General features: G+C 70.0%; 11 protein-coding genes. All 11 read right to left on the bottom strand.

Going from position 1 to position 18,195, the window contains the following annotated elements; genetic code table 11:
• Nucleotides 1-11: 11 nt before the first annotated feature.
• From CAP2UW1_RS18150 to CAP2UW1_RS18205, 11 genes are read right to left on the bottom strand one after another with little or no spacing between them, the layout of a single operon-like run.
• Nucleotides 12-3,392 (bottom strand): hypothetical protein, encoded by a 3,381-nt coding sequence (locus tag CAP2UW1_RS18150; protein ID WP_015768081.1) that lies wholly within the window; start codon nucleotides 3,390-3,392, stop codon nucleotides 12-14.
• Nucleotides 3,393-3,394: 2 nt separating this feature from the next.
• Nucleotides 3,395-4,708, bottom strand: a complete 1,314-nt coding sequence (locus tag CAP2UW1_RS18155; RefSeq protein ID WP_015768082.1) for a hypothetical protein — start codon at nucleotides 4,706-4,708, stop codon at nucleotides 3,395-3,397.
• Between the two features lie 14 nt (nucleotides 4,709-4,722).
• Nucleotides 4,723-6,096, bottom strand: coding sequence for a hypothetical protein (locus tag CAP2UW1_RS18160; protein WP_015768083.1), 1,374 nt, complete (start codon nucleotides 6,094-6,096; stop codon nucleotides 4,723-4,725).
• A 14-nt stretch (nucleotides 6,097-6,110) separates the two neighbouring features.
• Nucleotides 6,111-8,270 (bottom strand): ATP-binding protein, encoded by a 2,160-nt coding sequence (locus CAP2UW1_RS24095; protein ID WP_015768084.1) that lies wholly within the window; start codon nucleotides 8,268-8,270, stop codon nucleotides 6,111-6,113.
• Complete coding sequence (locus tag CAP2UW1_RS18175; RefSeq protein WP_015768085.1) at nucleotides 8,263-9,726, bottom strand: hypothetical protein; 1,464 nt, start codon at nucleotides 9,724-9,726, stop codon at nucleotides 8,263-8,265. The genes CAP2UW1_RS24095 and CAP2UW1_RS18175 overlap by 8 nt, the downstream gene beginning before the upstream one ends.
• A complete protein-coding gene (locus CAP2UW1_RS18180; protein ID WP_015768086.1) occupies nucleotides 9,723-11,861 on the bottom strand; it encodes a phage tail protein in 2,139 nt (712 codons plus the stop codon). The genes CAP2UW1_RS18175 and CAP2UW1_RS18180 overlap by 4 nt, the downstream gene beginning before the upstream one ends.
• Before the next feature lie 9 nt (nucleotides 11,862-11,870).
• Nucleotides 11,871-14,129, bottom strand: a complete 2,259-nt coding sequence (locus CAP2UW1_RS18185; RefSeq protein ID WP_015768087.1) for a putative baseplate assembly protein — start codon at nucleotides 14,127-14,129, stop codon at nucleotides 11,871-11,873.
• Between the two features lie 49 nt (nucleotides 14,130-14,178).
• Nucleotides 14,179-14,595, bottom strand: coding sequence for a GPW/gp25 family protein (locus tag CAP2UW1_RS18190; RefSeq protein ID WP_015768088.1), 417 nt, complete (start codon nucleotides 14,593-14,595; stop codon nucleotides 14,179-14,181).
• Complete coding sequence (locus CAP2UW1_RS18195; protein WP_199931501.1) at nucleotides 14,592-16,505, bottom strand: hypothetical protein; 1,914 nt, start codon at nucleotides 16,503-16,505, stop codon at nucleotides 14,592-14,594. The genes CAP2UW1_RS18190 and CAP2UW1_RS18195 overlap by 4 nt, the downstream gene beginning before the upstream one ends.
• On the bottom strand, nucleotides 16,433-17,104 hold the full coding sequence (locus CAP2UW1_RS18200) for a phage baseplate assembly protein V (RefSeq protein ID WP_041567914.1): 672 nt from the start codon (nucleotides 17,102-17,104) through the stop codon (nucleotides 16,433-16,435). Before CAP2UW1_RS18200 ends, CAP2UW1_RS18195 begins: the two co-directional genes overlap by 73 nt.
• Nucleotides 17,101-18,195, bottom strand: coding sequence for a phage late control D family protein (locus CAP2UW1_RS18205; RefSeq protein ID WP_041567915.1), 1,095 nt, complete (start codon nucleotides 18,193-18,195; stop codon nucleotides 17,101-17,103). Before CAP2UW1_RS18205 ends, CAP2UW1_RS18200 begins: the two co-directional genes overlap by 4 nt.

Here is an 18,195-nt window from a genome sequence, read left to right on the forward strand (position 1 = left end):
GGTCGGCCTCATCAACCGTCGTTGAGTTCGAAGAAGATGACTTCGTCGTAGTCGTCGGGGACGAGCCCGATCTCGCTGAGCTGACCGCGGTCGTGCGTGTTGATCTGTTCGACGACCTGACGGGCGGCTGCCGGAGCCGGCTTGCCGGCGGCCACCAGTGCTTCGACCACGGTCTTCAGGCGCGCCGCAGCGCCGGCATCGGGTGCTGCTTTGGTCGTTGCCAGAGTGACGCCACGCACTGGCTGGTCGGCGTTCAGCGAGGCGATGAAGTTGGCCAGTGCCGAGCCTTGCGGCGCGTTGTCGGAAAACTCCATGGGACTGCGCGGAGCCTCTTTGGTCAGGTAATGGTTCGGGGCATCCCAGTTACCGTAGATCAGCAGTGCGTTGCGTGTCTCGCCGCTGAGCACGCTGACCACCAGCATGCCGCCATCGAGCGCGCGATCGGCGAGCGGCGGCGGTGGTGGCGGAACAGCCGCCAGCGCCCCTTCGCCGGCCGCCGGCGGCTTGGTCAGGCTGGCGATCTGCTGCAGCATGTTGCGCAGGCGGAAGTGGTTCTGCCAGCCCTGCCCGGTCGCCGGCGCGCTTTCCCAGACTCGCCCGAGGACCACCTGCGGCGCCGGCGCCGCCAGCCGCCACATCGCCAACACGCGGTCGGCGGACTCTTCGGCAAAGGTGCTCTCGTCACGGAAGCGCAGAATACCCACGCGCTGGAACTTGAAGCGCGCGAGGATCTCGGCATCGCCCTTGTCGAGGGCGGCCTTCAAAAGGTCGACATCCTTGAGTGTCTCCAGCCGCAGGTGCCAGACCTGGAAGGCCTCGACCGCCGGGACGACGAGCGGCGCGCACAGCGGACCGCAGAGATGCGTACGCGCACGCCGGAACATCACCCAGTCCTGCACCGCGCGCACCTGCTGCGCCGGCAGCACGCCCAGCGTCGGAAACAGGCGCCGGCGCGCGCGAGCCAGGAAAGCGGCATCGTCGGTCACTTCGGCAATGGCCAGCAGCGTGTTCATCACCGACACACCGAGCGCGCTCGCCGGCGAGGGCATGCCGGCCAGGGCGCTCATCACCAGCAACTCCTGACGCGCCACCAGCATCGCGCTGGTGGAAAGCGAAGCATCGGTACTCACCAGCGCGCGCACCAGTTGCTGCAACACGGCCTTGCCGGCCTCGCTGGCGGTGCTCACCGAGAGGGTGGCGCGGCGCGGCGAGTCCTGCCAGTCGACGAACACCGGCGAACTCGCCGGGTCGTGCCGCTGATCGTCGAGGATGAAGCTGCCGGTGTCGCCGTCGCCCCGACGCAGCATCGCCAGGCGCAAAGTACTGCGGCGGGTGTCCGGCCGCGGCGTCTCCGTTCCGCCATGCACCGTAGTAATCGCCACCATGTCGATCTGCACCAGCAACTCGACATAACTGTCCACAGACCGGCGCGACAGGACCGTCAGTTGGCCAGCCACCGCGCCGGCGGTGCCCCGGCCATCGGCGATCACTCGCAGCTCCGCCTTGACGTCAAGCGCGTCGCCGATGCCAAGATCGAAAGGATCGCCGCTCACGTCCCCGGCGACATAGACGCTGAAACCACCGACACGCCGTCCCAGGTTCTGCTTGCGGTCGAGGGCAAGATCCGCAATCTCCGCTGGATCTGTCGAGGTGGTCAGCGTCAGACCATAGCTGCCATCGTCGCGCGCTTCGCTGCGCGCCATTCCCGAGAGCGTCAGGGTAGCCAGCGACGTGTCGGCTTTGCTGCCGGCATGGTCCTGGAAGTCCGCATTCGCGGCGGCGGCACCGGTGGTGCCATCGGCCGCCGCCGCGGCTTCGGCTGGCGCGGCGAATGCCTTGTCCACGGCTTCGTACTTGCCGTCGTCACTCCCGAAGTCGAAGACCGTCAGCGCCGCTGCCCGCATATCGACCTGCCACCAGGTGCCGGCAGCCTGCGCCTGCAGGTCGACCACCTGGCCGTCGGGAACGAAGATCTCGACCTCCTCGAGTTCACCGGGTCGGTCGATGCCATGCGTCAGTGAAATGCGCTGCAGGTGCTGCGCTTCGCTCAACAAGTGGGCAATCTCGTCGGCACGCACCGCGTGGTAGTGGAGCGCAACCCCCTCACCGAAGATGCGCGCGAGTTGCTCCTCGAGCGCCACCTTGCCGGCCGCTACCGGCAGGTAACCGGCGGGCGGCAACTCGATGAAGCCAGCGTTGATGAGCATGCGTTGCGCCGGCAGGACGCCCTTGCCCAACTCGGCCCCGGCAAGCTGACTGCTCAGGTCGTAAAGCTCGGAATAGGCAATCTTCACCTCGTTGGCAGCTTCCAGCGCGCCCTTCTTGCTGGGCTTGTCGGCAAACGACTGGACGATCTTCTCGGCGCTGTCACGATACTTCTTCTGCAGGGCTTCGAGTTCCTTGCGCGTCTTGTCGAGCAGCAGGCGTAACTCGGCGCAGTCGTCGGCCGGCGTGATGACCACGCTGCCGGCGTCGAAGAGGCTGCTGAGCTGACACTGGAATTGCAGGATCTGCGCCACGAAGACGTTCCACGGGCGCATCGTCATGCGTCCCTGCCAGTAGCCGCGCGCCTGCGTATCCATGCGCTCGCGGCGGCCGCTCCAGGCGTCGAGAACGCGATTGATGCCGGCTTCGCGAACGAGCAGGCCGATCACCACTTCGTCGCGCCCATACAGAGCGGCCGGCTCGCACCAGAGATTGCCGGCGAGACCCGCGGCACTGACGGCGCTCGCCGTCAGCCAGGGCTCGGCGGCAAAATAACCGGAAGCGACGCGATTGCGCAGATGCACCAGCGACATCGCCACGGCGCTGCTCGCCGGCAGTTTCAGGTTGACCGGGCGCAGGCGCAGGACGACGCCTTCGCGCCACCACGGATGCCGCGAGTCGCTCGCACAGGCGCTCTCGCACAGTTTGCCGAAGACCGGCTCGTTGCCGCACTGCCCTTCGACGGGGCCGACGGTGATCTCGTAGATGGCCAGCCCGGTGGTTTCCGTGACCCCGCCCTTGCCCGCTTCCAGACAATCGGCGAAGTCGGCGTTGCCGCTCGCCGGCGCCGGCGCGGCGGTGGCCAGCAAGTCGGCAATTGCCGCCTGCATCTCGCCCGTGGCGAGAACGAAGTTGCCCGCGGCGGTCACCGCCAAGCCGGCGCCGACAGTGAGCTGCGCGCCGCTGATGGCGACTCCCAGGCCATGCACCACGCCCCAGCCACCGGCAAGATTGGCCAGGCGCGTGCGTGTGCGGTGGTAATCCTGTTCGAGCGCGAAGGCGTCGGCGCGCAGGAACTGGCCGTCGAAGTAATGCAGGCGGGTCAGTGGGCTCGCCTGCTCGATGAAGGCGACGCCGTCCTTGACGCTGATCTCGACGGTCTCGCCGGTGATTTCGTTTTTGCCCATGACTAGCCCCTGAAGATGGTGGTGGTGAGGTTGCGACCGTCGCTGCCCGGATGCAGCGCACCGGCGGGGATCAGATTGGCGCCGAGGAGCGGTGTGCTGCCCGTGCCGACGACCGTGATGCGCAACCGCGAACCGGCCGGCGCCCGGTCGAGCGTCAGCGTCACACCGGGTCGCGCGGGATCGCTTTCGTCATATACCGGCGCTGCCGGCGTGAAGGTCTTCCAGCCTTCGTCGTCGATGTACTCGCTGGCACCGAAAGCCGCCGCCTGGACGCTGGCCGGCGCCAGCTTCTGGCTGAAGACGAGCTTGACGTCGCTGCCGCTCAGCGTCGCGCCATCGGCGACGACGACGGCGCCAGCGGCGGCCGTTGCCGGCGGCGGTTCGGCAAGCAGCAAGGTCTGCAGCAGGCTCGTCGGCAACAGCGAGTTGCGCGTAGCGAGTTCGACGCTGCCGATCGTGGCCTGCCAGCCGCTGGCGTCCTGCCAGACATGGACCTCGCGCAGGCGGGCGAGGGTCAGGCAGAGATCCGCCTCGTCGGGCGCGTGCGCCGGAGCGAAGGGCGAGATGTCGGCAACAGCGCGCGCGCTGACCTCGCGCAGCAGCGTGGCGCGCGCCGCCGCCTGCTCGGCGGCCGGCAAGGCCTGCACGCCGGCCAGGCTGTCGTTGAGCCACTGCTCGGCAGGCAGCGGCTTGCCTTCGCTGCCGGTGGCCGCGGCGGTCAGACCCAGCCAGCGGCCGAGCAGGTGATAGGGGGCCGGCGAGGCTGCAGGCGGCGCGTCGACATGGCGCAGCAGCGCCAGTTGCGCGTTTTCACAGAGTCGCGCGTAGGCGATGTCGGCCGCACTGCCGGCACAGGGCTCGGCGATCGCCGGGACCGGCTGGTCGAGACAACTGCCGTAGCAGACGACGACATCGAGGTCGAAACGGGCATCCTTGGCCGAGGCGATATCGTCGAATTCGTCGTCGCCGGCGTGTTTTTCCCACCACTTGGGCAGACTGACGCATTGCTCGCTGTCGAGCAGCAGGTCGCGCCCCAACGCGTCGATCGCGTAGCCGGGACCAACGTGCAGTTCGAAGTCGTCGGCGTCGAAACGCACCGGATAGCCGGCGACGACACCGCTGCCATGCAGCAGGCGCTGATGGCGGCGCAGGCGGCCGACGTGGAAACCCTGCTCGGCGCGCAGGTCGGCGACGCCGAGCAGCATGCCGAAGTGGTAGTTCGGCGCGCACTGGGGATTGTCGGGCAGGCTCGCCGCACAACGGTCGATCAGCGGCAGCCCGCTGCAACCGAGTCCGGGGGTGTCGTTCGCATTCATGGTCTTCTCCGTGCTCAGAACAAGGACGCGCTGCGGGCGACCGCATCGGCACGCTGCCGCTGCGTTTCGCTTTCGGCCAACTGCGCGGCACTGGCCCGCAGGTGCGCCGCGCCGGCCCCGGCCGCCTTGCGCTGCGTCAGCCGTGCCGCGCTGAGCGCACTCACCAGGGCGGCCTCGGCAGCATCCCGGTCGGCCAGCAGCGTGGCCGCTGCCGGCGGCCCGGACAACAGCGTCAGCCGCGCCAGAGCGCTGTCGAGGCTTTCCAGCGCTTCCCAGAGCGCGTCTGGAACGGCGGCGAACCAGGCCTGCAGGCTTGCCCTCTCGCCGGCGTCGACTGCCGTGCGCGCCGCTTCGAGATCGGCCGCCTTGCCGTCGAGCGCTGCGCGCTGCACGCTCAGCGTCGTCGCGTCGAGCTGGGCCGGCGTCGCGTCGGGCTCGGCTTGCATGGCCGCGTGCAGCGCCTGGTCGTAGCTGGCCTGCGCGCTGCGCAGCGCCAGTTGTGCGTCATCGACGGCCTTGAGTTTGGCGAGAGCGGCTTCGCGCGCCGACTTGCGGCTCGCGTCGTGCAGGCGGGCATGCTGCCAGGGCGTCAGGACCGGGAAGCTGGTCGGAGGCACCGCCACCGGCAATGCCGCCAGGCGCTCGAGCGTCGCCACGTCGGCGGCCAGCGCCGACCCCGCCTGAAAGCGCGCACTCACCGCCTGCAGCGCCGTGTCGAAGGCGCGCTGCGCCTGCGCGAGCGCAGCGTGGCTGGCCGTGAAGGCAGCCGTCTCGACGCCGGCCGCGCTGGTCGCCGATGCCTCGATGATCGCCCGCCGCGCCCGCACGCGTTTGAGGAAGTCTTTGGCCGCCGTGCCGCTGGCCGGGAATTCGCCCTCGACGCGGGCGCGCGCATCGGCGCCGAAGCCGGTCAGCGCCGCGGCGGCATCGGCAGCCAGGCCGGCGAGGCTGCCGGTGGTCAGCGCGTCGCCCATTGTCGTACGCGTTGCCGCGTCCTGGGTGGCTTGCGCCAGCATCCGTCGTGCCTCGGCGAGTTCGCTGGCGAGCGCGCCGGCACGCCCCTGCCGAGCGGCCAGGTCGGCGCGCAGCCGCTGCACCGCGAGTTCGCCATTGGCCAGCGCCACGCGGGCTGCCGCCAAACCGATCAAGGCGTCCTCCATGCGCACCAGCAGCGGGTCGCCGTCGGCCGGCATGGCGATCGCCGCCAAAGCCCGGCGTGCCGCCGCGACGGCATCGGCCTGGCTGCGCGCCGCATCCGCAGCCGCACGCTGCGACGCTTGCGCAAGCGTCAGGGCGTTGCGCAGCGTCGCCAGCGACGCTTGCTCGGCGACCAGCGCGAGGTCGAGACGACTGGCTTCGTCGTTCCAGTATTGGGTCAGCGTGGGCATGGAAATTCCTCCTGTCAGCGTGCTTGCGGGGTGATCGGGGCGAGGTCGTCGGCGTCGTCTTCGGCCGGCCAGACGGTATGCGGCGGAAAGCCCGGGTGGGCACGCCCGGCCTTGTCGAATTCATTCTCGACGGCGAGCAGGAAATGACGTTGATGAATCCGGCAGGCCGCTGCCGCGGCGAGGAAGGCCGCCGCCAGCGCCGCGCTCTTGATTTGCGCGCCCGACAGCGCATACCACGCGGCCAGCTCGGGCAGGCTGACATCGTCGGCGAGCGGTGCGCCGGCCGGCAGATGCAGCCGCCAGAGCGCTTCGCGCGCAGCCGCGTCGGGCTCGGGAAACTCGACGATGAATTCGAAGCGACGGGCAAAGGCGTTGTCGAGGTTCGAGCGCAGATTGGTCGTCAATACCGCGACACCCTCGTAGCGCTCCAGCCGCTGCAGGAGATAGGCGGTTTCCAGATTGGCGTAGCGATCGTGCGCGTCCTGCGTCTCCGTGCGTTTGGCGAACAGGGCATCGGCCTCGTCGAAGAGCAGCAGGGCCCGCGAACGTTCGGCGATGTCGAAGACCGCGGCGAGATTCTTCTCGGTCTCGCCGATCCACTTCGACACCAGGCTGGCCAGGTCGACGACCAGCATGTCGACGCCGAGCGCCCGTGCAACGACTTCGGCCGCCAGCGTCTTGCCGGTCCCCGGCGTGCCGAAGAAGAGCATGCGCACGCCGCGCCGCTCGCCACGGCCCTGCGCAAAGCCCCAGTCGTCGAGCACGGTGATCTGTTGCAGCACCCGCCGCACGGCGCGCTGCAACTGCCGGCGCGCCGAGTCCGGCAGGAGCAGCGCCGGCCAGCCGGCGCGCGGCAGCACACGCTGAATTCCCGGACGGCTGCTCCAGGTGGTGCGGGCGCGGATGCATTCGCCAACCTCCTCGAGCACCAGCGGTTGTGGCGACAGGCTCTGGCGCAATCCGAGATCGCGCACGACGTCGCGCGCGTCGTCCGGGTCGATCGGATAGCGTGCGGCGAGGACGTTGGCCTGCTCGCCGAGTTGGGGCAGCAGCCATTGCCACAGGCGGCGGCGGGCAACCGGCGCGAGCGCCTGCACCGGCAGGCGAATCAGCGGCAGCCCGAGCAGCGGCGACTGCTGCTCGGAATGCCCGCTGGTAATCAGCGGCAGCTCGGGAAGGCTCGGCAGTGCCGCCGCCAGCCTGGCGCTCAGCCGTTCGCTTGCCGAATCGCCGGCCGCCTCGTCGTTGCGCGCCTCGAGCCACAGGCACGCCTGATGCATGAACGCCGCGGCGTAACCGTCGACACACGCGCTGCCGCGCGTGTCCGCCTCGACGCCGTCGCTACGCGTGCGCACGGCGACCACCGCCGCCGCGCCGAGGAGCGCGCGCACGCGTGTCACGCGCATCGCCGCATCGCCGCCGACGAGCATGATCTGGCAAGGCAGAGCCCGGCGCAGCGCGACGATCGCCTGGGTGACCGCCGGCAGCGCCAGCCAGTCGTCGAGCCCCGGCACCTGCGCGTAGCCGCCGACCAGTTCGCCGTTGTCGAGCTGTGGCGGCCGCGCCATCAGTGCCTCCCAGACGCCTGGACCAGCCTGCAGGCTGCGCCCGTGCCAGGGCCCGCTCCCCACCAGGCGGATCAGGCCCATGCTGGCGAACGGCGAGTAATGGAGCAGATCCTCGACCGCGTCACGGACGCCAAACGGAACGGCACGGGCACCGGCGGCGCTCTCCGATTCGAGCCAGTGCAAGGCCAGCGTGCCGGTCGGCATCGGCAGCCCGGCCGGGTGGAACAGACGGCAGAGCGTCGCGAAACCCTCGTGCGCTTCCGGCAGGCAGGCGAGCAGGAGCAGACCCTCGAACAGCGCCGCCGACTGGCGAGCGCGCGCCAGGCCGGCGAGGCGCAGCAGGGGGTGTGCCGCGGGCGGTGGCTGCAGCGCAGGCGGCAGCTCGCGCGCGAAGCGCTCGGCGAAGGCCAGAGCCGGCAGCACGGCGTCGCGCGCGGGGTCGCCAAGACCCGTCGCCGGCGCCCCTTCGCTGTCGGCGACGAAGCGCTGCGTCAGGCTGCGCGCCAGGCGCAGGCCGACCTGCGCAAGCTCCCGGCGGGTGTGTGCGCGAACCTCGCCGACCAGTTCCTGGTGCGCACTGTCGCGCGGCGCGGTTTGATCAGTCATAGCGAATCCTCAGGACGCAGGCCAGCCAGGGCAGCCAGCCGGGATCGAGATCGAGCCCGAGACGACGCGTACTGGTGTCCACAGAATCGAGAGGCAAGGCGAGTTCGATCCAGCCGGGCTCGCAGCGAATCCGGCCGCGCCGCCGGCAAACCGTGGGCAAGCGCGGGATGGCCAGCTCGGGCGCCGCCTCGGCGAGCCAGGCCGCCCAGGCGTCGGCCAGCGTCGCGGCGTATTCGGCCAACCGCGGCGGCATCTCGCCGGCAGGCTCCTCACCGCCGCAGAAAGCCCGCCGCACCGCTTCGTCGGCGGGCACCCCGAGTCCATCGGCAAGCGCGCGCAGCAGCATCGGCAAGGCATCAGCCGGCAGCTCGGGCTGCTCGGCCAGCCAGGTCAGCGCGCCGCTCGCCGGCAGGCGAGCGAGCCAGAACAACAGGCCACCCCAGCCGGTCTCCTGCCAGACACTCGCTGCGCACACATCCGGCAATTCGGGCAACGGCGGCAAGGGTCTGACGCTGCTGCCCGCGACCTCGGCGCCGGCAACCGCCAGCGGCGCCGTCGCAGGGCGCGCGGCTTCGCCTGCTGTGGGCGTGCGCACGGCCAGCCTGAGCGGCTCCGTGGCACCGATCGCCGCCCTCAGTTCGGCGCGCACGGCGGCCAGGCGTTGGCCCGCCACAGTCGCCGAGGTCCCCGCCGCCGGCCAGCGGAGTGCCGCCAGCAGAACGCTCAGGATGTCGAGATGTTCGGCAGCAAAAGGCGCCCGCGTCGCGGCCCAGGACAGCCAGTCGCGGGTAGCCGGGTCGTCCGCCAGCGCGCTTGCCGACTCGCTGCTGCTTGCCACGCTGGCGCTGAACTTTGCGGCGCTGACGGCGCTGGCGTAGGCAGCGGTGCGCGGACTGGCGGCCAGCAGACTACTCCAGGCCGCTGCCGGCAGGGCGCGCAAAAGCGCGCTGAGCGCCGCCGTCGCGCGCTCGCCAAGGAGCAGCCGATGCATGACCGGCCACACCTGCTGCGGCTCGCTGGCGAGCAGGGCAATCCCGGCGGCGAGCGCCGCGTCGGCGCTGCAGCCGGCGCGCGCGATCAGCTGCATGCGCTGCCACGCCCATTGCCGGCTGCACTCGCCAAGCGCACTGCGGTAGAGCATGTCGGCGATCGCCGCGCGCCGGCTGGCATAGCGGATGAGCAGCGAGTCGTCTTCGCCGGCCAGCGCCTGTGCGATCGCACGCCGCAGTTCGTCCTGCCATTGCGCACCGACCGCGCTCACCTCGGTATCGAACGACCAGCGCATGGCCACGGGCAGGCGGGCAATGAACAACCACTCGTCGTTGCCGACCAGCCCGGCGCTGAGCGCGTCGCCATCTGCTGCCGCGAAAGCCCCCAGCCAGTCGTCACGACGTCCTGCCGGCAACGGCAGCGAACTGTGGAAGCGGGTACGCAGGCGGTCGATGGCCAGGCTCATGTCGCCTCCCGATCGAGTTCCGGCCGCCCGAGCAGGGTGCCGGCACCGAGCACGGCGTCGCCGAGCACGCCCGCCGCGAAGCCCGCCGACTTGCCGATCACCGAAGAGATGCCGAGGTGCGCGCCGAGCCCGGCGCGGATGCCGCTGTCGGCAGTGCACAGGGTGAAATCGGTGTGCGCCGGCTTGTGCAACTCGAGCAGGCGGCGAACGCAGCCGAGTTGTGGTGCGTCGAGCGCGGCAACGACGCTGACCGTGAAGCGATGCGCGAAATCGTCGAAGTTCTCGAAGTCATCGCCGGCAGCGGGCTTGTCGCTGGCCAGTGCCTGTCGCCGCGGGTCGCCGATCGCGCCGCCGACCCGGTAACCGACACCGAGGACGGCCTGCGAGGCATTTACGTGCGGGTTGCCGACGACGCCACCGCCACGCAGGCGGAAGTGCTCGATGATCACGACTTCTGCTCCGGTGAGGATCTCGACCATCCGCTGCAGGCTGGAGAGCGTGCCGCGGGTCCGGAACAGCGTCGCGGCTTCGGCGATCATCTGCCGTTGCACCGCCGGCGCCCAGCACGCGTCGAGGACCAGACCGAGGAAGGAGGCCAGCCACGACAAGGCGGACTCGGGCGCAATCCGGGAATCAAGCAGGCGGTGGCGGTCGCCGGCAACCGCCTGCCATTCGTCGAGCAGCGCTGCCGGCGGCATCAGGTAGCGGTAGAGGAAGTCGCGCGCCGCCGCTTCGCGCCACAGCGTGCGCGGCAGTTTCTTCAGCAGGTCGTGGCCCGGATACTCAACGCGCGCGCTGCGCAGGCGCGGGCTCTTGCTGCGCGTGCCGGTGAACTCGAAGACCAGCCACAGGTAGCGACCGGGCAAGGCGATCAGTGGCGCGTCGTAGAGCGCGAAACCGTCGGCCGGTGCCGGCGTCAGAGGCCGCGGCGAGGGGTCGCGGAACAGCGCCTGCGTTGCGCGCGCGTCGCTGTCCCAGGTGTGCTGCGAGAGCACCGGCGTCTCGCCGCCCAGGCCCTTGCCGTCGATCGGGTCGGCGAATTCCAGGTCGTCGCGAGTGAACGCGCGGAAACGGATGCCGGTGCCGACGGGGATACACGCCTCGACGACGAGGCGACCCCATGGCGTCTGATCGTGCTCGGAATCGAGTGCGAAAGCAAAGACCTGGCCGCGCTGACGATATTGCGCGCGCGCTGGTGCGGCATGGCGCAGGCCCTGCGCGGTCCAGTAGGCGATGCGGCAATCGGGCGCCAGCGCGATCCCGCGTCCGTCATAGTGCGGCGCCAGCAGCGGTGGCAGCAGCGTCGGCTGATTGCCGAGCAGGCGCAGGCGCAGAAAGTTGTCGCCAGGCAGTTGCGCGACGACGAGCAGGGCGCCGAACTCGGGGTGCTCGGCCTCGCTGGCGATGTCGGTACAGAACGGCAAGGTGATCGACTGGCCGAGGTGAAGCGCGTGCAGCGCGGCGTCGAACTGGCCGGCACGCTCGAGCACCCAGGCCAGATGCCCGCCGCGCGCCGCCGCCGAGACGGCGAGCCGCTCGGCTCCGGGAAGCGCCGGCCAGGGTGTGCGCAGCGGTTCCGCGCAGGCCGCCAGTTGCCACGTCGTACCGTCGGCGAGAAGGACGAAGACGTCGCCACCGCAACCGGCGAGGTCGACTGGCGCGTGGGCGAATTCGATTCGCCGCGCCACTTCCTGCTGCCAGGTGTCGACCAGCCAGACCGCTTTGCTGTCCGGATCCGCGAGGTACAGATAGTCCGCGCTGTCGGCCGCCAGCGCCAGCGGCCGCTGCGGCAGTTCGCCGGTGACGCTGCCGTCGACTTCGGTGCCGGCCGCGGTAATCACGAATGGCTGCGGCGTGCCGGCATGGACGCCGAGGGAAGTCGTCTCGCCCCAGAGCACGCTGTCGACCTTGCCGTCCTCCGGCCGCGGGTGGAAGAGCCGGCAGTGCTGGTCGAAAACCATTCCGGCATAGCCGCCGGCAAAGGGTCCGGCGGCCGCAACCCCGTCGTCGGCGACCGCGGCAGCCGGCGCCAGCATCACCACGTCGTCGACGCGCGCCGTGTCGCGTAGCGCACACAACTGCCAGTGGGCAGTGCCGCGCAGTATCCGGAGGCCGGAATCGGGGATCAGGCGCATGGCGTTCCCTCAGCAGACATCCCTGAGTACCGGCACGGGAACCGGCGGCCGCGCCAGTGGCGGCGCCAGACCGGTCCCCGGTGCCGGCAGCGCGGTCGCGTCATCGACAACGATGATGCCGGCCACTTCCGGGACTTCCCAATCGTCGATCTGCAGCATTTCGGTCGCCGCCCAGCTCACCTTGCCGTCGGCGTCGGTACTGGCGGCGTCGAGACGCAGCTCGGTGAGGTATTCGACCCCCTCGACCTGCATCGCCACGCCTTCGAGCTCGCGCGCCAGCAGCCGCCGGCCGAGCGGCCAGCCCTGCCCGTCCGGACCGTAAGGGGGCAGCGGTGCCAGGTACTGGCGGAGCAGGATGTCAAGCCAGTCGCGGACGGCATCGAGACCGTAGCCGTCGCGCACCTTCAGCGAAATCGCCAGCGCGATCCGCCGGTAGGTCGGCGGGATCACGTACAGCTCGGTAGTCACCAGGCGCCAGCGGTCGAGCCAGCTACATACCTGCATCAACTCCCAGGCATCGGGCAGCGGCGCGTTCGGGTGCTGCGCGTCGCGCGCCGGCCAGACGACGACGCTGACCGTTCCCGGCCGGCGCTTGCGGCTCGGGGCGTGAAACAGGGGCAGGCACTCGGCGCGACCGAGCAGGACGGCCGGCGTCTGTAGCGCCAGTTCGGCGAAATCGTCGCGCGCCACCGCCCGATGGTTGCGCCGCAATTCGCTCGGAATACGGCGCAGCGCCGCGTCCAGGCTCTCGCTGTCGGCACCGCCGCTGGCCGGCAGCGGATTGCTGCATTTGAGCGTCACCTGCCCCGGCCGGCGCAGCGGTTCGGGCGGCAGCGGCCCGTTGAGCGTGGCGCCGAGCTTGTCGATCGCCGCCGCCGGGACATTGCCGGCGGCACCGCCGCCCCAGCGATAACCGGCGACGCGCAGTCGCTCGCCGAGTTGCGGTACGCGCTCGCCAAAGTGCAGCGTGCCGGCTTCGGCGTCGAGCGCAAAGTGCCGGTCGGCCCCGCTCGACGCGTCGAGCGTGTCGACCTGCGTCCAGTCGGTCCACACGCCGCTTTCCTCGATCTGCAGGTGCACCGGGTAGCGCGCATCGCGCAGCACCGGTGCGTTGGCGAGCTGGTAGACCTGGCCGGGCTGGCCGTTGCCGCTGCCCAGCAATTCGCCCGCCGCCGCGACGGTCTGCTCGGCGGCAACGGCATTCAGCGTCAGCAGGCGCACCTCGCCGATGCGGCTGCCGTCGCCGCGCCAGACGCGCAACCAGAACCAGAGTTGCTCGGCGCGGTCGTCGTCGAGTTCAGGCGGAAAGTCACCGGTTCCCGCCAGCCCGACCGGCGCCGCCGGCACACCGAGCGGCGTCAGGTCGGCCGGCAGTTCGAGACGAACGACGCCCTGGCGCGTAAAACCGGCGGTGGTGTCGCCGGCGACGCGCACCGGTGTGTAGTCGGGGCTGCCGTCCTTGGCGAGCTTCGCCAGCGATGCCTGCCAGATCAGCGACGGGCCGTCGCCGGCGCCGCAGGCGGCCACTTGGTCTATGTCGGGATACCAGGCCGCCGGCGCGAAGCCGAGCGACAGCGGCAGCGTTCGGCCGGCGACGCGCTTGAGGTCCGCGAGAGGATCGCCGATCACGCCTGCGTTCTTCAGCACGCCGATCCAGACGCAGGCATCGACCGTCGCCGAGAAATCGACCGGCGCCGACAGACCGTCGGAAGCGAGCGTCAGCACATCGTAGGGCGCCACCTGCTGGTCCGCACCGAGAGCCAGCCTGACCGCGTCTACGCTGCCCTGAACGGCGGCGCCCAGTTCGCTATCGAGTCCGTCGATGAAACCGCGCACTCTTGTCGTGTCGGCGAGTTCCTCGTCGCTGAGCAGGCTGCGGCGCGCGACCGTCACGCAATCGAGCGGCCAGATCGTCGCGTCCTGGGTCAGCGTGAACAGCACCTTGCCGGCCTTCACCTGATCGCCGCCGTAGAGGACGACGCCGTTGGCGACCTTGCTCTCGAAGCGGACCAGCGCCTGTGCCGGACGTGCCGGCTGCATCGGCAGATCGAGCAACTTGAGAAAGGCGATCTGCGTCGCCTCGGGAATCTGGTTGAAGCGGAACTGCAGTCCCTCGCCGAGATAGGCGAAGAGCTGCAACAGGGTGATCCCGGGGTCGCTATCGAGGTGATCGGTCCACGCCGGGTTGTACACCGGAATGCGGTTGCGCAGCTCGGCGAACAGGTCCTCGAAGCTGCGGTCGTCCAGGATGGGGGCGATCAGTGGCATGGTTCATCTCCGACCGGCAAGGCGGCGCTGGGGCAAGCGTTGACAGTCATCACGCCTGCTCCAGATAGAAGGGATAGACAAGGACGTCTTGGCGACCGTCCAGTACATGCGCGTAGTGGATCTCGATCAGCACCGTCGCGCGCTCGTCGGTCGGCGACACCCTGACCGCAATCACCTGCACGCGCGGCTCCCAGCGCGCCAGCGACTGGGCGATCTCGCGCTCGATGCCGGCACGCGTCGCCGGGTTGTTCGGCGCCATCAGGAAGCGGCGCAGACCACAGCCGAAATCGGCGCGCATGACGCGCTCGCCCGGTTCGGTGTCGAGGATCGTGAAGATCGCCTGGCGGACCTTCTCCGGGCCGGCGACCAGCGGCAGGCGCCCCGCATCGTCGGGAACGATCGGCTGACCGAGCCCCTGGCCGAGACGTTCGTAGCGCTTGAGTTGACTGCTCGTTGGGCTGCTCATTGGGTGGCTCCGGCAGGTGGCCAGACCGGGACGACCGGATCCTCATAGATCAGCGGCGTGCCGACCGGCGGCAGGGGCGGCAGCGTGCCGTCGCTCGCCGGCAATCGCGCGGCGTTGTCCTGCAGCGTCTGGTCGATCGGCCCCAGGCTGTTGTTGCTCAGGTCGTCGATGGCCGGGTCTTCATCGACGCCGACATCGCTCTTGATCCGCGTTTTCATCGAATCGCTGCCGGTGGTCAGGGCATCGTGCAGGTCGTCCGGGTCGACCAGCGTGTCGAGCCCTTCGATCTTGACGCTGAACTCGGCGTCGAGGTCGATCTTCGGCGGCGTCACGGCCAGCGCCGCGTCGAGGCCGGCGGCGACCTTGATCTGCGGCGGAATGCAGAAACGGAAAACGAGCAGGAACCAGAGGTTGAAGATGAAGACGACGATCGGCAGGAACAGGCTCAGGACGAACATCGCGATGATCGTGATCAGCGGAATCGAGAAGCTGCAGATCGCCTCGCCGCCCATTTCGCCGCCGTCTGCGGCGTTGTCCTTGACTTTCGGCGACAGGTGCTGCGGCTGCACGAAACGTATCGGCGACAGCTTGCCGCGCGGCCGCGTCGCCGCCTGCGCGGCGAGTTCGCGCAGGTCGGGCATCTTGATGGTGATCGGCCGATTGGCGGCGCCGAGAACGTCGAACGGTGCGGCGACGCGGAAGGCTTCGCTCGGCAGGCTCCAGACCAGCGGGCCATGGCAGTCCGGACTCTTGCCGACGCGCGGCGGACAGGGATGGTGCGCGCGCACGAAACAGCGGATCTCGTAGGTCATCAGGTCGTCGAAACGCGCCGCGCCGCCGGCGTCGTGCTGCAGGCCACCGGTCGGTACCGTGCCGTAGTAGAGCGTGCGGCCGGCGGCGTCATGCTGCGCTTCGCGCGGGTCGGGGACCACCGGGAACAGCGGGTACCACTGCTCGCCGCCGGTGACGTCGGCGACGAGTTCGTCGGGGCTGTCGAGATGCCGCCACTCGCCGTAGACGCGGCTCGTCCGGCCCTCCTGCAGCGTCGGAAACCAAGCGTCGATGTCCACCGTGACACCGTGCTCGTCGTACCACCGCTGCAGGCGCGCACGTTCCGCCTCGAGCTTGTCGCGTTTGTCGGCCAGCAGTGCCGCCCAGTTCGCCTGTTTCTCCTGCTCGGCGAGCAGCGCCTGCTGGCGCAGTGCATTGGCACGCAGGCCGGCGCTCGCCTGCGGGTCGGTCGCGCTAGTGTCGAGCGTCAGCAGCTCGTGCAGCTCGGCGGCCATCGCCTGTGCGGCCTTCGCCTGTTCGGTGACGGTCTGCGCGCTCAGCCCGGACGGCAGGATGCTGCGCCGGCGGCGCACGACGAAGCCGGCCTGACAGACCTGGTTGCGGGCAACGCGCGGAAAACCCGGCTCGTCGCAATGCAGTTCGCAGGTGACCAGGTAGTGGCGGTCGTGCGCCGGTTGGTACAGCTTGCGCAGGCTGGTCGGCGCCAGGCGGGCGCGGTAGACCGCCGCCTTGGCGAGAGTCGTACCGTCGGCTTCGTATTTTGGCGCCGGCTTGCCGGCGGCGGTCAGCGGCAGCATGCACAGCACCTTCGCGGCAAACGATCCGGCCTCGGCAAGCTGGTAGCTGTTCACGACGTCGATCACTTCATCGTACTTGAGCGAACGCTGCGGGTGCGCCAGGAAGTCCTTGATGAAGTCGTCGCCGGCGAATTTCTGGATCACCGGCCGGCTGACCCGGCCGTCGGCCGGCAGGCCCGGGCGCGGCCAGCGATACCACGGCCCGACCAGGCGCCAGTTGGGCACCGGATGGGTGGCTTGGCGCGTGATCACCATACGTTCCCCGCGCCCGGCGTGTAGCTCGGCGAAACGACGCCGGTCGAGGCGATCAGCGTCGTGCACTGGACGATGCCGTCGCAACTGACCATCGGCGCATGCACATTGACCGCCGAGGCGTTCACTTCGACCGTCGCGTTGGCGGTGATGGTCACCTGGCCGGCGATGTTGATGTTGATCCGGCAACCATTGCTGTGCTCGACGGTGACTTCCTGCGCGGCGTCATCGAGAACGATGCGGTGGCCGCTCTCCATCGACACGGTGACCTTCGCCGCTCCAGCCGTGTCGTCGAACTGCAGCATGCTGCCCGCACGCGTTTTCAGCGTGCGCAGGTTGTTGGCGGCAGCCGCCGCTTCCGGCAGCGAGCGGCTGCCGTTCCAGCAGGCGCCGACGATGTAGGGACGTGCCGGGTCGCCAGCCTCGAAGGCGAGCACCACCTGCGAATCGACCTCCGGCAGGATCTCGAGACCCTGGTCCTTGTCGGCGTAGGGCGTAAGCAGCGTCGCCCAGGCAAAGACGGCCTCGCCGGCAGCGCCGAAGGCGGGGATTTTGACCTTGATACGGCCCTTGGCGTCCGGGTCGACGAGGTCGCTGACCACCGCCGGGTACAGGCCGAACCAGCGCGGCCCTTCGCCGTCACGCGGGAAGCGCGGGTCACCGCTCATGTCGCCCTCCCGAGCCAGGCGCGTTCGGCCTCGAAGTGCGTCCGGTAACCGCTCGTCTGATCGTACTGGTGGCGCACGCGCGTGACGTAGAAGCCGTCGCCCTCGAACAGCGGGCTGACGCGCTCGAGGCGCAGCAGGCTGCCGACACGGATCGCCGTATTGCCGTCGGCGACGCCGCTGACGCTGACGAAGCGCCGCGCCCGCCCAAGCAGTGCCGCGCTCGCCATGGCGCTGGCCTCGGCGTCGGCCAGCGGCACGTCGCGCACGCGGTAGCTGACGCGCTCGCCGAAGGCGCGCTGCAGCACCTGCGCGCCATGCGTGTTGCCCTGGGCTTCGGCAGCGATCGCGCCAGCGTCGGCGTCCTCGTCGATGGCGTCCTGGTCGGCGTCGTCGAAGCCGCCGACGACGACCTTGCTGCGCTGCTGCGCCAGATCGGCGCGCAGACGTACCTGCAGCAGATTGCTGCCCTGGATCAGCGTCAGCGCATTGCCGCCGCGCTTGTCGCGCGTCGCCATGTGCAGGGCATCGCCGTCTACCCAGACCTCGGCGGCGAGCCGCCGGGCACGCTCGCGCAGGAAAGCGAGGTCGCTCTGGTTCCATTGCTGCGCCAGCGGCCAGGTCGGCCCGGCGACGTCGGCGAGCGCGCGCAGGCCGTGTTCGCCGGCAATCTGCTGCACGAGGTCGGCCTCGCTGACGTTCTCGTAGGTCTTGAAACGGCGCGTCATGCGCAGGTCCATCAGGCGGTCCTCGGCCAGGCAGACGACCTCGGGCGCCCTGCCCTGCGCCATCGACAGCTCGAGCGCGCTGAGCTTGCCGACAAACATCTCGGTGCGCGCGTCGCTCGGACCCATCGCCACGCGCAACTCCTTGCCGAAGTCGAGGACAAGGCCGTCGAGCCAGTTGAGCTGTTCGTTCTGCTCACCGGCGCGCGGCCCGACGGCAACGAAGGTCGCCAGCAGACGGCGCAGGCCATGCTGGTCCTCGTCCACCTGCAGCAGACAGACGTCGCGCGCCAGTTCGGCGTTCGCCCGCCCATCGACCGTGATCTCGGGGATCGTCGATGCCTGCAGGGGAGTCGGGATCAGTGGCAT

Origin of the sequence: Candidatus Accumulibacter phosphatis (assembly GCF_000024165.1) — a bacterium.
In the GTDB taxonomy this organism is placed as follows: Bacteria; Pseudomonadota; Gammaproteobacteria; order Burkholderiales; family Rhodocyclaceae; genus Accumulibacter; species Accumulibacter phosphatis.

Excerpts from the sequence above, each read along its gene's own strand:
- CAP2UW1_RS18150 (WP_015768081.1), bottom strand. The coding sequence starts at position 3,392 with ATGGGCAAAAACGAAATCACCGGCGAGACCGTCGAGATCAGCGTCAAG.
- CAP2UW1_RS18155 (WP_015768082.1), bottom strand. The coding sequence starts at position 4,708 with ATGAATGCGAACGACACCCCCGGACTCGGTTGCAGCGGGCTGCCGCTG.
- CAP2UW1_RS18160 (WP_015768083.1), bottom strand. The coding sequence starts at position 6,096 with ATGCCCACGCTGACCCAATACTGGAACGACGAAGCCAGTCGTCTCGAC.
- CAP2UW1_RS24095 (WP_015768084.1), bottom strand. The coding sequence starts at position 8,270 with ATGACTGATCAAACCGCGCCGCGCGACAGTGCGCACCAGGAACTGGTC.
- CAP2UW1_RS18175 (WP_015768085.1), bottom strand. The coding sequence starts at position 9,726 with ATGAGCCTGGCCATCGACCGCCTGCGTACCCGCTTCCACAGTTCGCTG.
- CAP2UW1_RS18180 (WP_015768086.1), bottom strand. The coding sequence starts at position 11,861 with ATGCGCCTGATCCCCGATTCCGGCCTCCGGATACTGCGCGGCACTGCC.
- CAP2UW1_RS18185 (WP_015768087.1), bottom strand. The coding sequence starts at position 14,129 with ATGCCACTGATCGCCCCCATCCTGGACGACCGCAGCTTCGAGGACCTG.
- CAP2UW1_RS18190 (WP_015768088.1), bottom strand. The coding sequence starts at position 14,595 with ATGAGCAGCCCAACGAGCAGTCAACTCAAGCGCTACGAACGTCTCGGC.
- CAP2UW1_RS18200 (WP_041567914.1), bottom strand. The coding sequence starts at position 17,104 with ATGAGCGGTGACCCGCGCTTCCCGCGTGACGGCGAAGGGCCGCGCTGG.
- CAP2UW1_RS18205 (WP_041567915.1), bottom strand. The coding sequence starts at position 18,195 with ATGCCACTGATCCCGACTCCCCTGCAGGCATCGACGATCCCCGAGATC.